The organism is Pseudomonas sp. TMW22090, assembly GCF_022496665.1.
Classification (GTDB): domain Bacteria; phylum Pseudomonadota; class Gammaproteobacteria; order Pseudomonadales; family Pseudomonadaceae; genus Aquipseudomonas; species Aquipseudomonas gregormendelii.
The window spans coordinates 283,721-303,959 of sequence record NZ_SCFH01000001.1 but is presented as its reverse complement, the minus strand read 5'-3'; the positions used below and the strand labels follow the sequence as shown (position 1 = coordinate 303,959).

General features: G+C 56.7%; 22 protein-coding genes. 9 read left to right on the top strand and 13 right to left on the bottom strand.

Annotation, left to right across the window (positions count from 1 at the left end):
* Positions 1-425 precede the first annotated feature (425 nt).
* Positions 426-1,115 carry a LuxR family transcriptional regulator gene (locus EQV97_RS01480; RefSeq protein ID WP_122840302.1) on the top strand — a complete coding sequence of 230 codons (690 nt, stop codon included), beginning with the start codon at positions 426-428 and terminating at the stop codon, positions 1,113-1,115.
* A gap of 36 nt (positions 1,116-1,151) precedes the next feature.
* Here the strand turns inward: EQV97_RS01480 and EQV97_RS01475 are convergent, their stop codons facing one another.
* Complete coding sequence (locus tag EQV97_RS01475) at positions 1,152-1,868, bottom strand: polyphenol oxidase family protein (RefSeq protein ID WP_122840301.1); 717 nt, start codon at positions 1,866-1,868, stop codon at positions 1,152-1,154.
* Between the two features lie 267 nt (positions 1,869-2,135).
* On the opposite strand from EQV97_RS01475, the gene EQV97_RS01470 reads away from it, so the two are divergent.
* The 4 genes from EQV97_RS01470 to EQV97_RS01455 are packed head-to-tail and all read left to right on the top strand — an operon-like array spanning position 2,136 to position 5,614.
* On the top strand, positions 2,136-2,840 hold the full coding sequence (locus EQV97_RS01470; RefSeq protein WP_122840300.1) for an alpha/beta fold hydrolase: 705 nt from the start codon (positions 2,136-2,138) through the stop codon (positions 2,838-2,840).
* A gap of 18 nt (positions 2,841-2,858) precedes the next feature.
* A complete protein-coding gene (locus EQV97_RS01465) occupies positions 2,859-3,578 on the top strand; it encodes a class I SAM-dependent methyltransferase (RefSeq protein ID WP_240888229.1) in 720 nt (239 codons plus the stop codon).
* Positions 3,579-3,581: 3 nt separating this feature from the next.
* Complete coding sequence (locus EQV97_RS01460) at positions 3,582-4,403, top strand: hypothetical protein (protein WP_122840298.1); 822 nt, start codon at positions 3,582-3,584, stop codon at positions 4,401-4,403.
* Positions 4,400-5,614, top strand: coding sequence for an MFS transporter (locus tag EQV97_RS01455; protein WP_122840297.1), 1,215 nt, complete (start codon positions 4,400-4,402; stop codon positions 5,612-5,614). The genes EQV97_RS01460 and EQV97_RS01455 overlap by 4 nt, the downstream gene beginning before the upstream one ends.
* 1,005 nt (positions 5,615-6,619) lie before the next feature.
* Here the strand turns inward: EQV97_RS01455 and EQV97_RS01450 are convergent.
* Positions 6,620-7,546 (bottom strand): LysR family transcriptional regulator, encoded by a 927-nt coding sequence (locus EQV97_RS01450; protein ID WP_240888664.1) that lies wholly within the window; start codon positions 7,544-7,546, stop codon positions 6,620-6,622.
* A gap of 110 nt (positions 7,547-7,656) precedes the next feature.
* On the opposite strand from EQV97_RS01450, the gene EQV97_RS01445 reads away from it, so the two are divergent.
* The 4 genes from EQV97_RS01445 (at position 7,657) to EQV97_RS01430 (ending at position 11,399) form a co-directional block, all read left to right on the top strand.
* Positions 7,657-8,862 carry an MFS transporter gene (locus EQV97_RS01445; RefSeq protein ID WP_201147158.1) on the top strand — a complete coding sequence of 402 codons (1,206 nt, stop codon included), beginning with the start codon at positions 7,657-7,659 and terminating at the stop codon, positions 8,860-8,862.
* Between the two features lie 51 nt (positions 8,863-8,913).
* On the top strand, positions 8,914-9,459 hold the full coding sequence (locus EQV97_RS01440) for an AAA family ATPase (RefSeq protein ID WP_201147157.1): 546 nt from the start codon (positions 8,914-8,916) through the stop codon (positions 9,457-9,459).
* Between the two features lie 89 nt (positions 9,460-9,548).
* A complete protein-coding gene (locus tag EQV97_RS01435) occupies positions 9,549-10,364 on the top strand; it encodes a DUF1206 domain-containing protein (RefSeq protein ID WP_240888228.1) in 816 nt (271 codons plus the stop codon).
* 120 nt (positions 10,365-10,484) lie between these two features.
* A complete protein-coding gene (locus tag EQV97_RS01430) occupies positions 10,485-11,399 on the top strand; it encodes a LysR substrate-binding domain-containing protein (RefSeq protein ID WP_225570828.1) in 915 nt (304 codons plus the stop codon).
* A 97-nt stretch (positions 11,400-11,496) separates the two neighbouring features.
* Here the strand turns inward: EQV97_RS01430 and madM are convergent, their stop codons facing one another.
* The 11 genes from madM to EQV97_RS01375 form a co-directional block, all read right to left on the bottom strand.
* Positions 11,497-12,261, bottom strand: a complete 765-nt coding sequence (gene madM / locus EQV97_RS01425) for a malonate transporter subunit MadM (RefSeq protein ID WP_122840291.1) — start codon at positions 12,259-12,261, stop codon at positions 11,497-11,499.
* Position 12,262: 1 nt separating this feature from the next.
* On the bottom strand, positions 12,263-12,679 hold the full coding sequence (gene madL / locus EQV97_RS01420; protein ID WP_240888227.1) for a malonate transporter subunit MadL: 417 nt from the start codon (positions 12,677-12,679) through the stop codon (positions 12,263-12,265).
* Positions 12,680-12,743: 64 nt separating this feature from the next.
* The gene (mdcH, locus tag EQV97_RS01415) at positions 12,744-13,655 is read right to left on the bottom strand and encodes a malonate decarboxylase subunit epsilon (protein WP_240888226.1); all 912 of its coding nucleotides are present in this window, start codon (positions 13,653-13,655) and stop codon (positions 12,744-12,746) included.
* A complete protein-coding gene (locus tag EQV97_RS01410) occupies positions 13,652-14,314 on the bottom strand; it encodes a malonate decarboxylase holo-ACP synthase (protein ID WP_240888225.1) in 663 nt (220 codons plus the stop codon). The genes mdcH and EQV97_RS01410 overlap by 4 nt, the downstream gene beginning before the upstream one ends.
* Positions 14,308-15,111: a biotin-independent malonate decarboxylase subunit gamma gene (mdcE, locus tag EQV97_RS01405; protein ID WP_240888224.1), complete on the bottom strand. Its 804-nt coding sequence runs from the start codon at positions 15,109-15,111 to the stop codon at positions 14,308-14,310. Before mdcE ends, EQV97_RS01410 begins: the two co-directional genes overlap by 7 nt.
* Positions 15,108-15,959, bottom strand: a complete 852-nt coding sequence (locus tag EQV97_RS01400; protein WP_240888223.1) for a biotin-independent malonate decarboxylase subunit beta — start codon at positions 15,957-15,959, stop codon at positions 15,108-15,110. The genes mdcE and EQV97_RS01400 overlap by 4 nt, the downstream gene beginning before the upstream one ends.
* Positions 15,952-16,251, bottom strand: coding sequence for a malonate decarboxylase subunit delta (locus tag EQV97_RS01395; protein ID WP_045059594.1), 300 nt, complete (start codon positions 16,249-16,251; stop codon positions 15,952-15,954). The genes EQV97_RS01400 and EQV97_RS01395 overlap by 8 nt, the downstream gene beginning before the upstream one ends.
* Positions 16,251-17,126: a triphosphoribosyl-dephospho-CoA synthase gene (locus EQV97_RS01390; protein ID WP_240888222.1), complete on the bottom strand. Its 876-nt coding sequence runs from the start codon at positions 17,124-17,126 to the stop codon at positions 16,251-16,253. The genes EQV97_RS01395 and EQV97_RS01390 overlap by 1 nt, the downstream gene beginning before the upstream one ends.
* Positions 17,126-18,796, bottom strand: coding sequence for a malonate decarboxylase subunit alpha (mdcA, locus tag EQV97_RS01385; RefSeq protein ID WP_122840283.1), 1,671 nt, complete (start codon positions 18,794-18,796; stop codon positions 17,126-17,128). Before mdcA ends, EQV97_RS01390 begins: the two co-directional genes overlap by 1 nt.
* A 118-nt stretch (positions 18,797-18,914) precedes the next feature.
* Positions 18,915-19,352, bottom strand: coding sequence for a TspO/MBR family protein (locus EQV97_RS01380; protein WP_122840282.1), 438 nt, complete (start codon positions 19,350-19,352; stop codon positions 18,915-18,917).
* A 121-nt stretch (positions 19,353-19,473) separates the two neighbouring features.
* Positions 19,474-20,169: a tRNA (adenine(22)-N(1))-methyltransferase TrmK gene (locus tag EQV97_RS01375; protein ID WP_346769707.1), complete on the bottom strand. Its 696-nt coding sequence runs from the start codon at positions 20,167-20,169 to the stop codon at positions 19,474-19,476.
* Between the last annotated feature and the right edge of the window lie 70 nt (positions 20,170-20,239).

Genomic DNA, 20,239 nt, shown 5'->3' with positions numbered 1-20,239 from the left:
TTCTGGCGAGTTCTGGCGGATCTTGTATCAGTCTACGGGAAGTGGCAGGCGATCATGCGCAAGCGTCAGCAAGGGTTGCAAACCAAGCCTGGGGACTCGATGAGAATCGACCGGCATTCGATCATAAATCACCTGGCGCGCATTGAAGATCGCAATCACAGACACGCAGAAGGCTGGGCGAGTCTGAGCGTTGTATCAGCAACCCGCGTCAATTAACTGCTACTCAACTGAGATTACAAGCCCCAGCAGTAGGGCAACACATCGACTGCGTAGACGTTACTCTGTGAGAGTTGTCGTAGGAAATATCCCTCACAGAAAAAGGAAAACGGACAGCAAATTCCGGACCAATCCTACTTAACAACCATCTCAAATAATGAATAATAATCTCAAATTGAAAGGATGTTATAAATTAAAAGGACGCCCGCATGAATATTAAAGAAGCAACTTTACTAGAGCATGAAATATGCGCAGCAATTGCTGCATGCAAATCAGTTGAAGATTTAAACGAAAAATGTATTGAAGTGACAAAGCGGATGAACTTTGACTATTTTCTGTATCGCATTCAATATCCAACTCCTTTCACAAACCCTCGAACCAAAATATTGGGAAACTACCCCCTTGGAAAACCTACGCCCAAAGCAACCAACCACAGGACTACGGGCCATCTGAAAATAGATTCAGAACAACTGAAATCGTTTAACTCGATGCCAATCACATCGCGTAAAATAGAGTCACACAGTAAAATATACTTTTTTACTCAATCCGCACAGAAGAACGACGGCATACACGAGCAAACCATTATAGCAAGGACCGGCCGTAAGATCACACAACCAGAGCTAGTAGCCGTTCGAGCACTAATTAACAGCATTACGACTGAAATATACAACAAGCTTCTTGCGATTGACGGCCAAAACTCAAAAGCCGTGGTTTTGACGCCGAGAGAGAAGGAAATATTACTCTGGGGAGCAGATGGAAAAACCTCAGAAGAAATCGCAATGATTTTAGGACTTTCGCAAAACTCAGTAAACTTTCACCACAAGACAATTCAGAAAAAACTTGGCACCTCTAATAGGGCGCAAGCAATTGCTCATGCAATAATCAAAGGATACTTATGATCACATGCCGCGAAGACACTATAGACATTCCAAATTTTATTCCTTTCGATAGATCCAAGAGTATTGGTAGGTTTTCTGTTCAACCCTGTGGGTTCGACGCCTGTAACTACCCCAGTCTTGGCCGGAACAGTAAGTGCATATCCCTGTTGTTTGAGTTTGCATACCATCCAATCCTTCGGCTTCTAGCAAATAAAAACAATACATCGGGAGATCCAACCATGCCTCGCCATGGCTGACCGGTGCTCGAAGCCCGCTGTCAACCAATTTTGACCGTTGAGGTTCACGTGACCAAGGTGCTGACCTGCCACACCACAGATGCCCATGTATCTGCTCTATTTTATCAACAAGTTGTGCCCCGACCTCATAGCAACATGATTGTATAGAAGGACCAAACGCAACCCGCAGGCCGCCTAAGGAGACGCCGGCGTGTCGGAAAGTACTGAAGGAATTCTCGATAATTCCAGCCGCCAGTCCTTGCCAACCACCATGTATTGCTGCAACAAACTCATCCGTTTGAGAAGCTATAAGAATGGGCAAACAATCTGCCGTCACAATGCCGATAGGCCGCCCCGTGCGTGTGAACACAGCGTCACCTGCAATGGTACCCGCAGTCTCCTCCTCACCTACTTCAATTACGATAGCACCATGTTTCTGAGCGCAATAGAAAAGTCCCGTAGGCGTACAATTATCACGCACAGCTCCAAATGAATGAGCAACAGGTAAAGCGTTAAGATTATCAGCGAAAAAAGCCATCTTCAACTCCCATTAGAGCCTCAGCCGTATTTATAACAGTACTGGAACTCAGAATCAAAACAGAATTTCCTGTAGACCCGTGCCGTCAGGCGCGAATATACAATTCCAACCAAACTTCAATGCTTGCTCATTGCGCTCGCACAAGTCGTGCCAAACTCAACTACCAAATCTTGTAGGTGCAGCCTCACTGAACTGCATCTATAAACCTACTTACACAAGCAGACCCTGACAATCTTGGTGATATTGACAAAGGTGCAAGGAAGTCCTATGACCCAACATATAGAAAATTTCAAAATACGTTGTGGAAATGTGACGTTGCGCGGCCAGCGTTGGACCTGCAAGAAGCCGAAGAAAATACTGTTGATTATGCACGGAGCAGGAAACTCAAGTGGCAAGGGTTTCTACAACCTCCAAACATACCTACACAGCCACAATTATGACTCGATTACATTTGATTTTCTTGGTCATGGAGAAACCGGTGGAAAACTTAAAAATTCTAGCTTGGAGAGGCGTACGGAACAGGCGTTAGCAGTCGTCCATAGATTTAACCTATACACAGATCTCAACGTCATCGGCTTCAGCATGGGGGCGCATAACGCACTACATATCGCAGCCCAGGCCTACGCGACCCGTTTAGGGCTGGCAATACCAGCAGTATATTCAGAGCAAGCGGAGAAACTGACGTTCGGCGCATCTTTTTCTTCGTGCATTCGTCGCCATCGTAGCTGGGAGGACAGCAAATGCTTTTCCATCATTGAGGACTTTAAAGGCAAATTACTCATTATTTCCGCTGAAAAAGACACCATTATTCCTGCTGAAATTCCTTGCAAACTCATTGAGCGAGCAAGAAATTGCCATGATGCCGAACACCACTGCATCCGTCATGCCGGTCACGATCTGGGCACTCATTTCAGCAAACACCCGCAGAGCAGACACCTAACATTAAATAGCATTCTAAGATGGCTTGCGTAAATTTATTAAGGCTCACCAATGAAAAACACCTTTGACGAACTCTATTTGTATTTTTCGGCAAGCTATTTGACCCATGAGCGAACCCAAAAAGAATGCGATTTGATTGAGCAACTTTGCCGACTCAAGAAAGGTGATCACATACTGGATATTGGTTGCGGACATGGCCGAATCGCTAATGAACTGGCGCGCCGTGGCTATCAGGTAACGGGTATTGACTGGAGCCAGAGTGCATTGGACTTAGCTGCACGAAATGCACATGCCGACAAACTTGATGTCCGCTATGAAAACAAGAATTTTCTGGAGGCAGTGTGGACGGATACATTTGACTGTGCGTTAAGTTGGTATACTTCCTTTGGCTATGCCGATGACGAGACCAGCAACTCGCAGCTGAGAGAAATTTACGCATCATTGAAAAAAGGTGGTCGCCTTTTGATTGATCATATCAATCGAGACCGCTGCCTTAAAGCGCTGCCTGCTTCAACCATTCAAGAGAAAGACGACAATTTCATGATCGACCATTTCAATTACGATACTGAAAACGATCGACTTCAGATCCGACGCCGATTCATCAAGAGCGGAGTAGTAACAGAAGCACCCTATAGCATCCGCCTACTTCCCTACACGGAAATCAAGGGATGGATGAGACAGGCAGGATTCAACAATATTGAAGGATATAATATACAGGGTCAACCCTACAGAATTGATGGCGAAAGAATGATTCTAATTGGAGTAAAATAGCTCATGAAGTTCATTTTCTCAGAATCAAACCCAGACTATAAGAATTACACGTTTCCTTACGCTGTTTGGGCGATCCCGGAATCTGTGAAGGAGGCCGTTGAACTCTACAGCCGTGGTTTTTTACCTACACGCAAACCGATGTTCTGCCTAACTCGAAGCACAAGGGTAGTGCTCGACAGGTTCGAAAACAGCTACCGGAACCGGCAAACACTGAAGCGCTGCGAGGATGTGGTGGTGTCGCTGGTTGCAATCTCAGATGTTGTCATCACTGATGCAATCAAAACCATGTGCCTTAAATGTGCGGACTCAAGATTTGGTAAAGGTGTCGTGGATGAGGAGCGACTTGCTCGGATTTTGCAACCAGACAATGCCACAAGCATTATGCATTTCGCCATTGGCGGGAACACTGTTGGACTGGTCAGCATGAATGTCTTGGATCAGATAGCGCAGTATAATTTTGCTTTTTACGATATCTCCCGCACCGCTAAATCGCTGGGTACTTTCATGATGACTGCAACGATTAACCACTTCAAGGCACGTCGCTACACTCATCTCTATATAGGCACCTGTTACAGCCGAAACTTTTTGTACAAAACACGCTTCTTGGGATTTGAGTTTTTCAATGGCGCTAACTGGTCCTCAAACATAGACGAACTGCAGTTCTTGATTGATCGCCCGCAACAGACAAGACATTTATTTGAGTCAAGTGATTACCTTGAAAAATTTTACACAACGAAACCAGATATCGAGACTGCTGAAGTTGGCAGCGAATACCTGAGCTTCACCGCACTTGGTTTATCGATCAAATTCGAGACTGAAGAATGAAGCACATTTCAGCCCCTCTGTACGCCACTGCCGTTTTTTTCTCAAGAATGGGTTCCGGCTTGTTCTTTTTTATCAATACATGGATCGTCATTCATCTTACAGGAAACTCCGCCAGCGCAGCAATAAGCCTTTTAATTGCGGTGATCCCGAGCATATTTCTTTCAATTATAATTGGCAGTATCGCGGACAAATTCCCGGCGATAAAATTGGTGCTCTCCTCAGAAATCATGCGGTTCTTTATACTTTTTTCATATGCTTCATTGTTTTTTGCCGAGTACGCTACCCCGTTGCTTGCGTACTCCGTCAGTTTCTTTATGTCGATCTGCGCAGAGATACAACTGATGTCTTGGCGGGTGATTTTGGCGAAACACACCAGTCACGAAAATAACTTTAAGCTCAATGCTCTCTCCGTCACCAGTGGCCAAGCAGGCGTAGTAGCGGGTGCAACCTGCTCTGGAATACTTTTTGTATATTTTGGTACCTCGCTGACGATTTACATCGCCAGCGGTACTTTCTTCATATCGAGTATTTGCATTGCTTATCTTGCCAGCACCCTCTACACCCCACGGCCCGAAACAGATATCAAAATAGACGTGCTGAACTCGATATTCTATCACCTGCGATCCATACGAGATGGCTTTGAGTATATCGCCGGACAACCCAACCTAATCGGTTACTATCTTTTGATGCTGTTGAATATAAATATCCTCTATATGTCCAACGCACTGCTGGCGCCATTTGTCAAAGGACCACTCAATCTCACTGCGGAAGCGTATGGAAAGATTGACGCGGCTTATTCTATAGGCGCCATCGCCGGGGGATTGTTCATCGTACGACTCACTCGCCGCCTAGGAGCATTGCGCATAACTTTGCTAGGGCTGGCAATCATGGCCGCGTCGTTATTTAGCTTTGCGCGCTCCGATGATTTTCTCGTAGCCTTTTGCTCATATATTGGCATCGGACTTGGCTGTCAAACCTCTATTGTCAGTCTTAGTCGCGCGCAAAGAATTACCGCCACCGGACTTCACGGTAGATCTTACGCCACGTTCAACACCGTAACCGGTTGCTTTGGTGTAGTGGTCTTTATGTTAAGCACCCAATTTAGCACACCTGAAGAGCTACGAAATATCTTTGAATACCAGGCTATCGCTGTGGTAACGGTTCTACTGATAATAGGCTGTTCAAAAAAATTCAAAAATGCTCTGAACTGAATACAGCGCCTGACATTCCATAGTATGACAACACTTGTACTCGCATCCACTTCAACAGCGAGGTTGAAACAGGGCCAATGGTTGGCGGTCACATCGCAGTACTCGCCAGTCGGGAGGGAAGTGAATGGCCGTTGCGTCCACAAGGTGCGATTGTTTTGCTCGAAGATGTAACGGAACACTCCTTTCGTCTGGATCGATTTTTCCTCCAACTGTCCGCTAGCGGCACACTTGCAGGTGTATCAGCAATCGTGCCAGGTAAGTTTAAGAGGTGTTATGTGCCTGCGGATGCTGTTACACGCCAGCGAACTGGTCTGCGATTTTTTGTGCCTCCTACTATATATTTACCGATCCTCACGGGTGCGAAATTTGAACACGGCATGACTAACCCACCTTGGCCGTATGGCCGCATGGTGACGTTGTCCGATGCGTCTATCATTTTTAGCGGCCATTGAAAATTCCGAGGGCTAGAGTCCGCTGGTGAAAACGCAGAGGTCTATCCGACAACTCGCAATTGCGGGGCAGACATAGTATTTCTGGTAACGTATCGCCTTAGCCCTTCCTATAGCGCCCCCCGAACAAGCACGTATCAACACCACGAGAATACTGCTGAACGACACCAAACCCACGGCAGATCGATATCATCAACGCGACAACCGAGGGGCACAGTATCACCAAAAGATCATTGCTCTCCCCTTCCGCTTCGATCCATACCCGTCGCTTTGCCGTGCTGGATGTGTGAGTTGTGCCGCGTGCCCCTCGCTGCTGGCGCAAAGAATTCGCCCGCGCTCGAATTGTATACGGATCACATTGGGCAAGCTTTTGAACGAGCTTCCAAACAGCGCAGGTTGAATGAGTAAATCTGACTATCGATCAAGAAATTACGATGTGCTTGTCATTGGCCTCTTGGCAACAAGGACGTTGAGATTCTCCACTCTACTGGATCATGCTGAAGGGCATAATTTTAAATTTCTGAGCATTTACCGACAGGAAAACGCGATACAAGGATCAGTCACAGAGCCCCTCACCCAGCACCCTCAGCCCAACAACCAGCGCATCAACCAACACCCGAACCTTGGGCAGCGCCTCGCGACTTTTGCTCCAGGTCAGGTGGATCTCCATCCCGTCGCAGGCCAATTGCGCAAGCACCTCGACCAAGGTCCCGTCTTTGAGCTGCTGCTCCACCAGCCACCGTGGCAACTGCGCGATGCCGCAGCCGGCCAGCGCAGCCATCCTCAAGCCCTCGCCATTGCCCACCACCAGAGGCGGGTTTACCTGGCTCCTGTGCGTTGCGCCCTGTTCGCCCGCAAAGCTCCAGGGATGGATGCTTCCATCCACCCAGCCATAGGCAATGCACTGATGCTTCTCAAGATCGTGTTCGTACAGCGGAGTGCCATGGCGGGCCAGATAGTCGGGGGATGCACAAAAAATATGCCACTCGCGCCCCAGCAGGCGATGCCCGACCGATTCCGGCCAGGTGTTCGCGCCCCCGATGCGCAGCACAACATCCGCGCCTTCCTGCAGCGGATCGATAAAACCATCGCTGAAGGAAATGTGCGGCGTCAGCAAGGGATGATCCTTCGCAAACTGCAAGAGGATCGGCAGCACCCGGGTGCGCCCAAATGCACCCGGCAGGTCAAGGCGCACACGGCCGCGAGGCTCGGTGTTTTCGCTCTGGAGTGACAGCTCAGCCTCTTCGAGATCGGCAAGCACGCCCTTGCACGTACGCAGGAATGCGACGCCTGCGTCGGTCAGCGACAGCCGCCTCGTTGTACGGTGGAACAGTTGCACCCCCAGGCGTTTTTCCAGCCGGGCGATGCCTTTGCTGATGGCCGAGGCCGTCAGGTTCATTTTCTCCGCAGCCGCCGTGAAACTGCCGAACTGTGCGACGCACACAAATACATCGATACCTTTCAAGCGTTCGGAGGAAAACATATGCACCTTGTATTCATGAATTCAGTTCATGTGCCTCGATAAAAAGCATCCTAAATCAGAACCCAGGGCAACAGTAAACTGGGAATCAACACATTGATGATGATTCTCGAATGCTGGCCACGCTTAAACGCTATCCCTCCTCCATTAACCTGCTGCTGGGCGCGTCACTGGTGTTGACCCTTGCCCGCGCCATTACCCTGCCCTATCTGGTCATTTACTTGTCGGGCCACTTTAGCTTGAGCGTCGCCGATATCGGCCTGGCGATCGGCAGCACGCTGATCATCGGCTCGCTGCTGAGCCTGTATGGCGGCTTCCTGGTGGACAGGATGTCCAGTTACCAGCTCATCCTCATATGCTGCGGTGTGTTCAGCGGCGGATTTCTCGGTGCGTATCTGGCACCCGTCCTCTGGCTGTTCTACCTATGCCTGGTGCTGATCAACCTGGCGTATGCCGTTATCGACATCGCAGTGAAATCCGGATTTGGCAGCCTGCTCCCCATGGACCGCCGCAGCGAAGCGTTTTCCATCAAGTACACACTGACCAATATCGGCTACGCCGTCGGGCCATTTCTGGGAGTCGGGGTGGCGGCCCTGGACATCAGCCTGCCCTTTTTGCTGTCGGCGGGACTGGGCGTCGGTTTTTCTCTGGTCTACTTCGTGTGGGGTGACCGGCGCCTGGCGAAGGCCGGGACGAGCCTGCAGCCGACGCCATTCCTGGCAGTCGGCAAGTTGTTGCTGCGTGACTACCGGCTGGTGTGCTTCACCTTCGGCGGGTTGCTCAGTGCCGTGGTTTTCGGCCAATTCACCGCGTATCTCTCGCAATACCTGGTGGTCACCACCACGCCCCAAGAGACGTACAGGATTATCAGTACGGTAGTGGCGACCAACGCCTTGATGGTGATCAGCTTGCAATACAGCATCGGCAAACGGATCAGCCACCGACACCTGAACCTGTGGCTGGCAGGGGGCCTGGGCATGTTCATCCTGGGGCTGGCAGGTTTTGCACTGTCGACCACTTTGCTGCTATGGGTCCTTTCCATGGCCATTTTCACCGTCGGTGAAATCATCGTATTCCCGGCGGAGTACATGTTCATCGACAACATCGCACCGAGTCACCTGCGGGGCATGTACTACGCAGCTCAGAACCTGAGCAACGTCGGCGCAGCACTCGGGCCGGTACTTTGCGGAATGGTTCTGGCAATGCAACCTGCGCACTACATTTTCTACATGCTCGCGATGTTCGTGATAGCCGGTGGAATGCTCTACTTGCTGGGGGTATCCATTTCAGCAGGGGTTACGACCGAAGTTGAGAATTAAATGCCCAAAACCTGCACAATCACCGGCTTTTTTCTCGACAGGAAAACCCCCATGCAAAGGATTGTGATTCTGGGCAATGCCGGTAGCGGCAAATCCACTCTGGCCCGCGCTTTAGGCCAACAGTTGAGCTTGCCCGTTGTGCACCTGGACAAGCTGTTCTGGGAACCCGGCTGGGTCGAGCCAGATGCCGGTCAGTTTCGCGAACGGGTACGGGAGGCGATCGCCACGGATGCCTGGGTGTGCGAAGGCAACTATGCGCGGCGTACCTTTGACCTGCGCTTGCCTCGGGCGGATCTGATCATCTGGCTCGACACGCCGCGCCTCACCTGTTTCAACCGGGTGATTCGGCGCAGTGTCATGAACCGTCCTCGTGCCGACATCCCCGCCGGCTGTTCAGAAAAGCTCGACCGGGAGTTTCTGACCTTCCTCAAGTTCGTGTGGAATTTCGATCGTGGCTATCGCCCCGGCATCGAGGCGGTACGCCTGGCCATAGCACCGCAGATTCCAGTCGTGCACTTGCGTGGTGCCGGGCAAATTGAAGCATTCCTTCATACCCTGGACGCTGCCCCAGGTACCTGCCGCGTTACAACCCGATAGGGCTGCCGCCTGGCAGCTTCAGCGGGCTGGATCGAACCCCTTCCCGCTCCACGGGTCTGCTCTTGTATCACTCCTTTGGAATCACACCCATGTCCGCTCACCAGAGCCTCGTCGTCCTTGCACGGGGCGGTTACGCCGCTCGAGGCGTCATCTATTTGATCATTGGCATCTTCGCCCTGCTCGCCGCCCAGGACTCGACAAAACCCAAGGACAGTCACCGCAGCCTCGAGGCATTGCTGAGTCAGCCATTCGGTTATGTACTGGTCGGCCTGGTGGTGGCCGGACTGCTTGCCTTTGCAGCCTGGCGGGTGCTGCAAGCCGTGCGCGACGTTGATCATCACGGCAGCAACTTCAAGGGGCTGGTGATTCGGGCCGGCTTGCTGGCAGGAGGCCTGGTCAACGGGGCGTTGGCCTTCTTTGCCCTGGGCCTGCTGGTCAGTGGCCTCAAGAGTTCGGGCGGTGATGGCGGTTCGCAAACCAAGGACCTGTTGGCGCAAATGCTGTCCTGGGAACATTCGAACCTGCTGATCTACCTGATCGCCCTCATTCCTTTCGGCGTGGGCATTGCTCACCTGATCAAGGGCTGGAAGGCCACGTTCGAGAAGTACTTCGAAGCCGATGAAGACGTCATGCGTTACGTCCGCCCCGTCTCGCGCTTCGGTTTGATCGCCCGGGGTGTGGTGTTCCTCGAAATGGCTGTTTTGTTGGCGATCAGCGGTTCCAACTACAAGGCCATGGACCCACCGGGCATGAAGGACGCCCTCGATGCCCTGCAGAACTTACCGGCCGGCGCTGTGCTGTTGATGGTGATGGCCCTGGGGTTGATCGCGTTCTCGGTCTACAGCTTTGCCGAAGCTGCATGGCGCAAGATCAACATGGACGTGCCTGGAGTGGCCGGCAGATAGGGTTGGCCATTCGATAATAAGCCTGGGGAACAAGGCTTGCCCGCGATGAGGCCCGGATTTATTGATCCAGGCCTGCCGAAAATTCGGCACAATCGAGCTCTTCCAACAAGAGTCTCCCCCATGCTGATCGATGAAGAGCTAACCCTGAAAAAACTCGAGGTGTTCCTGGCTTTCATGCGCACGGGCAACCTGGCTCGGGCCGCCGCCGAGTTACAGACCAGCAACGTCAGCGTGCACCGCGCCATTCACTCGCTCGAAAGCGCTTTGCGCTGCCCGCTGTTCAAGCATGAGGGCCGCAACCTGACGCCGCTGGAAAGCGCCTATGTGCTGGAAGAGCGCGCGCAGAAGCTGATTCAGGACGTCGTCGAAAGCGTGCGCCTGACCCGTGAAGCGGCAGGCTTTTCCGCCGAACGCTTCAAGTTGGGCTCGCTGTATTCACTGACTGTGAAGACCGTGCCGCAGCTGATCATGGGCCTGAAGATTCGCCGCAGCGAACTCAATATAGACCTGATACTGGGCTCCAATTTCGACCTCTTGTACAAGCTCAAAAACATGGAAGTCGACGCGATCCTGGTGTCACTGGATGACAGTGTCAACGATCCGGACTGCGAGCAGATCCCACTGTTCTCGGACGATATCTTCCTGGCCACGCCCGCCGAGTCGACATTCGCCCAGCGCGCAGAGGTCGACCTGGCAGAGGTACGCGATGAAACGTTCATCACCCTCACCCAGGGCTTCGCTACCCATCAGGACGGCAATCGAGTATTCAAGCAGGCGGGGTTCGAGCCGAAAGTGGCCATGCAGGTCAACGACATTTTCACCCTGCTGAGCATGGTCAGCTCGGGGGTGGGTTATGCGTTGCTGCCGGGGAGGATTGCAGCGGTGTATGAGAATCGGGTGAAGTTGATTCCGTTGCAGGCGCGGTATCGGTTGCAGCAGCACATCGGGGTGGTGTTCCTGAAGGCCAAGGAACGCGACCCGAATTTGCTGGCGTTGCTGGCGGAGTGTCGGATGTATGCCAATCGGCAGGCTTGACACCGGGGTGAATCAATCGCGAGCAAGCTTTGCTACCACATGAGTTGCACTTTACTTCTGTGGGAGCAAGGCTTGCCCGCGATGGCGTCAGAGCGGGTTAACCGACAATCCCCCGAACGATGAAGTACAGCAACGAAGGCCCAAGCAGGCAACCAAGCCCGGTGTGGAAAGTCGCCGTCAGCGCCCCATAAGGCACCAGCCGCCGATCAGTCGCAGCCAACCCTGCCGTCACACCGCTGACCGTGCCTGCCAACCCGCCGAAGACCATGGCTGAGCGCGGATTATCCAGGCCCATCCAGCGCGCTGCCATGGGGGTGCCGACCATCACCAGGATCGCCTTGATCAGGCCGGTGGCAATCGACAGCGCCACCACATCCGAGCTTGCCCCAATGGCCGCGCCGGTGACCGGCCCGACGATGTAGGTCACCGCACCGGCGCCGATGGTGGTCATGCTCACCGCATCGCGATACCCGAAAGCCCAGGCAATGCTCGCCCCGACGATGAATGGCAGGATCGTGCCCAGCAACAACGCAATCACCCCGATCAGCCCGGCTTTTTTTGCCTCGGTGGCTTGCACTTCAAACGCCGTCGCCACGATGGCAAAGTCACGCAACATCGCGCCACCCATCAAACCGATACCGGAGAACAATGCAAGATCCGCCAGGCCTTTCTGCCCGCCTGTGAGGGTGCCTCCGACCCACGCCAGTACCAGCCCGATGACGATGGCAATCGCCGAACCATGGATCCGCCCAAACGTCAGGCGCCTGGACAACACCACCGACACCCACATGATCACGCCAACAAACGCAAAGGCGGTGATCAGTCCGTTATGCTCAAGGCCTTTCTCGATGAGGTCCCACATATCAGCGACCTCCCACTGGCGTGCCGACCGGGCTCAGGGCCTCAGGCTCGTCGGGCAAGGGCTCACCTTTATGAGTCCGGCTGATCAAGGCAATGGTTGCGCCGCAGATCACCACCGAACCGATCGCCGCCAGCACCGCCACCGGGCCACCGTGCAGCGCCGCGACGACGTTCTGTTGGACTGCCATCGCGACCACCACCGGGATGTACATGGCGCCCCAGAAGCCGACGCCCATCTCGCAATCCTTGGTCATGCCGCCGCGTTTTTGCATCCACAAACGTGCGCAGATCAACAGGATCATCGCGATCCCCACACCACCCACGTTGGACTTCACTCCCAGCATTACGCCGAGCATGTCACCCATGATCACCCCTGCCAGCGTACAGATCGCCAGCAACGCCACACCGTAAATAATCATTGTTGTAGTTCCTCAATGTGCATCGTCGAATGTTGTTTTTGTTGTTCGAAGGCCTGAGCGTGGTCTAGGGTTGGCGGCTTCCCTCCTCATGCATCAGCAGCTGCAAGGTGTCGAGGCGCGCACCCTCGAAGGCAATCACCGTGCCCTGTTCAAATACCCGTTTTCCCAGGCCGGTCAGCACCGCACCGGGTGGCATTTCAATCTGCAGGCGCACCCCGCGCTCATAGGCGCTTTGCACGGTGCCGCGCCAATCGACGACGCGGCACATGTTGAAGGCCAGGTCATCACGCAAGGCTTCGGTGTTGATGATTGGCCGTGCGCGGCTGCCACTGAGATAGCTGGTTTTCGGGGCGTTCAATTGCACCTTGGCAAAGGCTTCAGCCAGGGTTGCCGCAGGCCTGTCGAGCAGCGGGCAATGGGAAGGAACGCTGACCGCCAGGCGCTTGACCAGGCCCGCCCCATGAGCCTTCGCCAGTACAGCGACCGCCTGCATGGCGTCATCGCTGCCGGCAATCACCACCTGGTTATCGGCGTTGATGTTGGCCAGATACACCGGCGAGTCGGCTCCGTGAACCTGGGCTACCAGGGTTTCTACCCGCGCCAGATCGAGCCCGATGATGGCGGTCATGCCGTAACCGGCCGGGTAGGCCTGTTGCATCAGTTCACCGCGCAGGCTGACCAGATGCAGTGCATCGGCAAAGCTCAAGGCACCGGCCACAACTGCAGCGGGATAGGCGCCAATGGACAAGCCGGCCACGTAATCGGGCACTGTCGCCAACTGGCGCGAGGCGGCAACTGCAGCGATCAGCAAGCACAGTTGCACCGCCCGCGTCGACTCCAGGGCCTGCACTGAATCCAGCAGCAGGACATCTTCGCCGAGCACTGCACTCGCTTCGAGTACAGTTTCGCGGGGCAGCCGCTGGAGCATCCCCGGCTGCTGGGCGCCCTGCCCCGGAAACACCAGCAAACTGCTCACGCTGCCTGCTCCCGCAGGTTCCATGGATCTGCAGTCAGGCAAGCACCACAGGCCTGCTTGAGCAACACCCGGTCCGAGCGCCCAGCCCATTCACGCAATGCCACCGCGCCCAAGGGGGTCTGCAACTGCATATCCACCGGGCATGCTGCGCTATCCAGAATTTTCAACAGCTCCCGGGCCTGGAGCCGAGGCAAAGGCTCGGGCGTGCGCAGGATCAAGTCCAGGTCACTGCGCGGGTGCAAGGCCAGCGGTGCGCTGGCGAGATGGAACTTGGCGCCGACCAGTTCAAACCCGGCGCTGGCCAGTTCGAACCCGGCGCCGCCGCTCACACCCCAGACCCAACCGCAGTCGTCAAGCATTGGCCGCAGGTGCTTCAGGGCATGCAGCGCTGGCAGGTCGCGTTCGCTCGAAACATGACACAGCGATTCGGGCTGCACCCGCTGGCGAACCGAATCAACCCGCATGACCGCAGCAAAGCGGTGTTCACGCAAACGCCCACGCACCCCGACCGGTATTTCACCCGCGGCACCCAGCGCTCGCCGCACCACCACCGGGTGCCCTGCGCGGATCGAATCGAACACCCACTCAGGCGCGTCTGCCGGCAGCTGCTGCACAGTCATGCCCCAGAGCAGATCGTGGGCCAGGTACACGTTCACCACTGAGCCCTCAGCAACTGGCGAACCTTGCGCGAAGCCTCACGGTTAGTCGCACCCAGACGACTGCTCAGGTCGCGACTGCCGCCAGCCACATCGGCAACCGCCAGACCCAGGCATTCCGCCACCCGCGCCACATCGTTGGCGGTGGGCCGCTCGATCTGCTCCACCGACAGGGTTTCCCACAAAAGACCGAGGCTGGCGTAGCTGTCGATGTCATACGCCATGGGCGGCACACTGGCGGCCAGGGTTTCCAGCTCTTCGACGCTGCGAAGTGTCACCCGGGCGGCCGAAGCCTTGCCCATCGCATGCACCATCACGCCTGGATCACGCAGGGCAATCAAGCGGTTGGCCTGATAGCCGTGGGCCAGAAAAGCCCCGGACATGGCCTTGCCCACCAGCAAGCCAATCACCGTATGACCGGCCAGACGGGCGCGGGCGTAGCTGTCCGCCGCCCCGGCCAATGCCTGGTGAATGCCCAGCGCCTCTTCGCGCCGGCCATAGGCCTGGCTTGGGACATCGACAATGGCGATCACCGCGCGTTTGCAAGGTTTACCCTGATCGGCCGCGATCACTTCATCCACGGCACTCGCCAGGCCCCAACCCTCCAGCAGCCCCACTTCACCGTTACGGGCCCGGGGAAAGCGGTTGTGCGGATCGGCCACTACTGTGATAAAGCGCGCGGCCTTACCACCCAGCTCCGCGTCTGCAACTCGCAACGATGGCGGCAGACCCTCAAGCATTTTTGCGCCTGCACTCAAGGCTTCGAACCAATGCAGGCCGCGTAGGGAATACGAACTCATGAGCGCTCTCCTCGGTACAGGTCGCGAACCGTTGCCGGCTCGATTTGCGGTTCGGTGTCCAGTTGCGCCAGACGATGCAGGAACAGCGCCGCCTGCTGGCTGCGCCGCCGGGCCGGCAAACCCTGTTGGAGTAGTTCACTGATGTGCTGCTGGATCTGCACCACGTCGTCGGCGACATAGCGGTCCACCAGGCCGCTGGCGAAACGTTGTTCGCCACCGGTGAGGCTCCAGATGAAGGGCCGATCGCGGGAATCGTATTCCTCAAGTCCGGCTTCCTGCTCGATCACTTGCGGGCCGTTCAAGCCCAGACGCGCTTCGCGCGTGACCACCAGATAACTGCACAACCCTGCCGCGATCGACATGCCGCCAAAACAGCCGACACTGCCCGCCACCACGCCCACCACAGGCTGGTACTGCTGAAGATCGACAATCGCCGCGTGGATGTCGGCAATCGCCGCCAGGCCCAGGTTGGCTTCCTGAAGCCTCACACCGCCGGTTTCCAGGAGCAACACGGCGCGGGTCGGCACCCCTTTGCGGTTGTCCTCTGCGGCCAGCTCCAGGGCGCCGGCCATTTTTGCGCCGCCGACTTCACCCAGGCTGCCGCCCTGGAAAGCGCCCTCGATGGCGGCAATCACCACTGGCAAACCGTTGAGAAGGCCCTTGGCGATGACCACGCCGTCATCGGCCTGAGGCACCACACCCTGGCGCGCCAGCCACGGCGACATGACTCGCTGGAACGGGTCGAGCAACTCGCGAAAAGTGCCGGTATCGAGCAAAGCTTGCGCCCTTTGCCGGGCACCCAGTTCGACCAGGCTGCATGAGTTGGCCAACGTGGTTAAGTCAGTCATGGCCGATCTCCTCGAAGCCCTGTTCCAGGCGCAAGCGCACCACGCCGGGGGTGGCGCCGAAATCATGTATTTCGATGGCCATTGCCGGGTAAGCCTGCCCCTCGAACATCCGGGCAAACAGGTGCTGCCAACGCTGTTCACTGCCATTGACCGAGGTCTGCACGGCGATGGTCAGTTTGCCGGCCTGACCCGGTTCGATCAGCACTTCAAGGTCCCCGGAGCCGACACAGCCCACCAGGGTACGGCCGCGAGGCGGCTGCCCGGCGGGGAATTCAAACGATAAGGTTTCCATCAGAACGCTCCCTGAATCATGCCGTCGCCAGATTCGATACGGTCGAGCAGCAGGCAGGCTGCGAGCAAGTCCGCGGCGCCGCCGGGCGAGGCATTCAATGCGATGAGTTGTTGGTCGAGTGCGTGCAGACGGCGACGCCCGGCAAGACTGGCGCTGCCACCAGCGTCGAGCACCGCCCGAGCGCCCTGCTGCATGGCGTGTAAACCCGGTTCGCCGGCGCGATAGAGCACGCAGGTATCGGCCAGCTGCGCCATGATCGCCAGCAACGCGTCGAGCCGGGCATTCTGCTCACCATGGCCGGCGTCGCGACTGCGTTGCAGCTGCGGCAAAGCCCGCTGGATCACCGCCGGGAAACCCGCCTGTGCCTCTTCCCGCGCACCGCGAGCACCGTAACGTTGCGCCACCTGGGCGCCGTGGCTGAGCACACGCGGTGCATCAGCGTCATCCAGCAGCGCCAGCCGCGCCGCACGTGCCGCCACCGCATGGGCCGCCCGGGATTGCGGTGCGAGTGCTGCGGAGGTGACCAGCAATCCCAAGGCCCAAATGCCGCCTCGATGAGTATTGATTCCGCCTGTGGTGGCGAGCATCGCTCGCTCGCCGTCCCGGCCAATGCGCCCAATCGCTTCGCGCAGGGGCAGGCCCACTTCGCCGAATTCGATGGCGGCTTCGGCCATTTCCTTGAAGGCCGGCCACAGGGTCAGCGCCGAGGCGTGCATCAGCCCCAGGTGCAGGTCGGTGTGGGCGCCGTTACCGCGACGGTCGACCAGAGCGGGTTTGGGCGACAGGTCCGCTTCATCGATCAACGCCTCGACGGCCAGGTCCGCCAGCCGCTCGGCCAGGGTCACGGGTTTGGCTTGCAGGTTGAATGCGTGCATTACCAGCTCCTGAACTTGGCGGGCGGGTTGTAGAGGCCACCGGACCAATCCACCAGGTCCGCGACACTTTTGGCCGCGAGCAGTTGGCGAGTGGCGTCGGTGCGACGGATGCCGAGGTCTTCAGGCAAGGCGATCAGACCTTCACGGCGCATGCGCGCAGTGTCCTTGGGGTTGTGCCGCAGGCCGATGGCAGTCACCCCGGCAACGGCGGCGATCATCGCCTGGCGCTCTTCCAGGGAACGCGCCTTGTACAGATAGGCGATGCCTTCTTCGGTCAGCAGGTGCGTGACGTCGTCGCCGTAGATCATGATCGGCGCCAGCGGCATACCGCTCTTCCTGGCCACTTCCACTGCGTCCAGGGTTTCGACGAACGTGGGTTTGCCGCCCTCCTGGAAGGTTTCAACCATTTGCACCACAAGCTTCTTGCCGCGTTCGAGCATGGCTTCGGGCGCATCGCCGTGACGCATGTCGAGCCAGGCAGGGGTGTCATGACGACGCCCGCGGGGGTCGTGGCCCATGTTCGGCGCGCCACCAAAACCGGCCAGGCGCCCGCGGGTCACGGTCGAGGAATGCCCGTCACCATCCACCTGCAGGGTCGCGCCGATGAACAGGTCCACGGCGTATTGCCCGGCCAGTTGGCAAAACATCCGGTTGGAGCGCAGGGAGCCGTCGCGCCCGGTGAAAAACACATCCGGCCGCGCAGCGATGTAGTTTTCCATGCCCAGTTCGGTGCCGAAGCAGTGCACGCTTTCCACCCAGCCGCTTTCGATCGCAGGGATCAGGGTCGGGTGCGGATTGAGGGTCCAGTTGCGGCAGATCTTGCCCTTGAGGCCCAGGGACTCGCCGTAGGTCGGCAGGATCAATTCAATGGCGGCCGTGTTGAAACCGATGCCGTGATTGAGCGACTGCACGTTGTGTTTTTCGTAGATGCCGCGAATCGCCATCATCGCCATCAGCACGTGCACCGGTTTGATATGCCGCGGGTCACGGGTGAACAGCGGCTCGATATAGAACGGTTTGTCGGCGACTACGACAAAATCGACCCAGGACGCCGGGATGTCGACGCGCGGCAACTCGCTGACGTCGTCCACCAGTTGATTGACCTGGACGATCACAATGCCGTCGCTGAACGCGGCAGGCTCGATCAGGGCGGGCGTGTCTTCAGTGCTGGGCCCAGTGTAGATATTACCGGCACGGTCGGCCATGAAACCGGCCGAGAGCACGACATTGGGGATCAAGTCCACCACCAGCCGCGCATAGAGTTCGATGTAGGTGTGGATCGCGCCGATTTCCAGCAGGCCGTCTTCCAGCAACTGGCTGATACGCAGGCTCTGGGTGCCGGCAAACGAGAAGTCGAGTTTGCGGGCGATGCCGCGTTCGAAGAGGTCAAGGTGCTCGGACCGCCCCACGCTGGGCATGATCATGTGCAAATCATGCAGTTTTGTCGGATCGACCTGGGCCAGGGAGCGGGAGAGGAAATCCGCCTGCTTTTGGTTATTGCCTTCCAGCACCACGCGATCGCCGGGCAGGATCAACGCTTGCAGGGCTTGGACGATCTTCCCGGTGGGCAGCACCGCGCCGTCGGCTAAATCCTTGACCAGTTCCAGACGCCGCTGCTTCTCGCTGCGCCGCCGCGTCCATCGCGGGTCGGGGGATAGTGTTGTTGTCATGACCACTCCAGAGGTTCGCTGTCGTGGTCTCACCTTAGAAGTGTTGCGGGGGTGCATCAATCAAGCACAGCGACGAACCGTTACGGTTAGCGTAACGATTCATCGCTGAAACAGGCGCTCAGTTGTGGCGCAGTATCGAAAAGTTCAACGCACTGGCTACGCACAGCCAGATGAGATACGGAAACAGAATCAAGCCGGTGACCAGGTCAAGGCGCAAGGCCAGCACGACCATCGCCGCGACCACCAGCCACAGCAGCGAGATGATCACCATCCCGGCGAAGATCCGGTGGGCGCCAAAGAACACCGGAGTCCAAAGCGTATTCAGGGCAATTTGTGCCGCCCACAGGGCCAGCACCACCTGGCTTCCGGGCATCAGGCTCAAGCGATACCCCGCCCAGGCGAGCAACAGATAGATAATCGACCAGGCCACAGGAAACAGCCATTTGGGCGGGGTAAAGCTGGGTTTGTTGAGTTCTTCGTACCATTGCCCGGGTTTGAAAATGATCCCGGTGCTCGCCGCAGCACCGCAGGCTATGAGAAATATTAGAAAGGTCATCATCTGTCCTTAGCTGAGGCCAGCTATCTGGTTTGGGAAAGCCGTGACGGCAGTCTCAGGGTTGGACAACCCGGGTAAGCGAAAAAGTCTGCGGGGGGCAATTGTTTTTCACCCGCCTGGCTCACCCCAGCAACGCGGTGATCCACCGGGCCTGACGGGCCAGGTCTTGCACCTTCTGCTCCGCGACGCCCTTGCGCGCCATGGCGAAGCTGCCCAGGGTCTTGTGCTTTTGCTGCAGCAGACGCTGCCACTTGGCCAGGAACAACGGGCTGCGGGCCTGCATCTGCAGCGGGCCGAAGTACAGCTCCTGGGCAGAATACCGTACCGGTGCATCGCGCTCGGCCACGATGATTTCGTAATAGAAGCGGTTTTCCTGCAGCAGCTCCTCGCAGAGGATGCGGTAACCGTTGTCCATCAGCCATTGGCGCAGCGGCTGCTCGCCGCCGTTGGGTTGCAGGATCAGGCGCTCGTGACCGCCGAGGTGCGCCTTGCCGTCTTCGAGAATGTCGCGAATGGTCTCGCCGCCCATGCCGCAGATGCTGATGGCCGTAATTCCGTCAACCGGCTCGATCGCTGCCAGGCCATTGGCCAGGCGCACGCTGATGTGCTGATCCAGATCACTTTCACGCACCGTGCGCTCAGCCGAGAGGAACGGCGTCAGCGCCACCTCACCCGCGACCGCGGCCGCAATCACGCCACGGCGCATCAAGGCCACCGGCAGGTAGCCGTGATCCGAGCCGATATCCGCCAGGCGCGCCCCGGCCGGCACTTGCGCCGCAACGCGCTCAAGACGCATGGACAGTGTATGTTGGTTCAACTGCGGTTCCTTCTTGCACGGGTATTCGGGCCGTAGCCGGATCAAGAAGAGATTGTGTCGGCCAATGGTA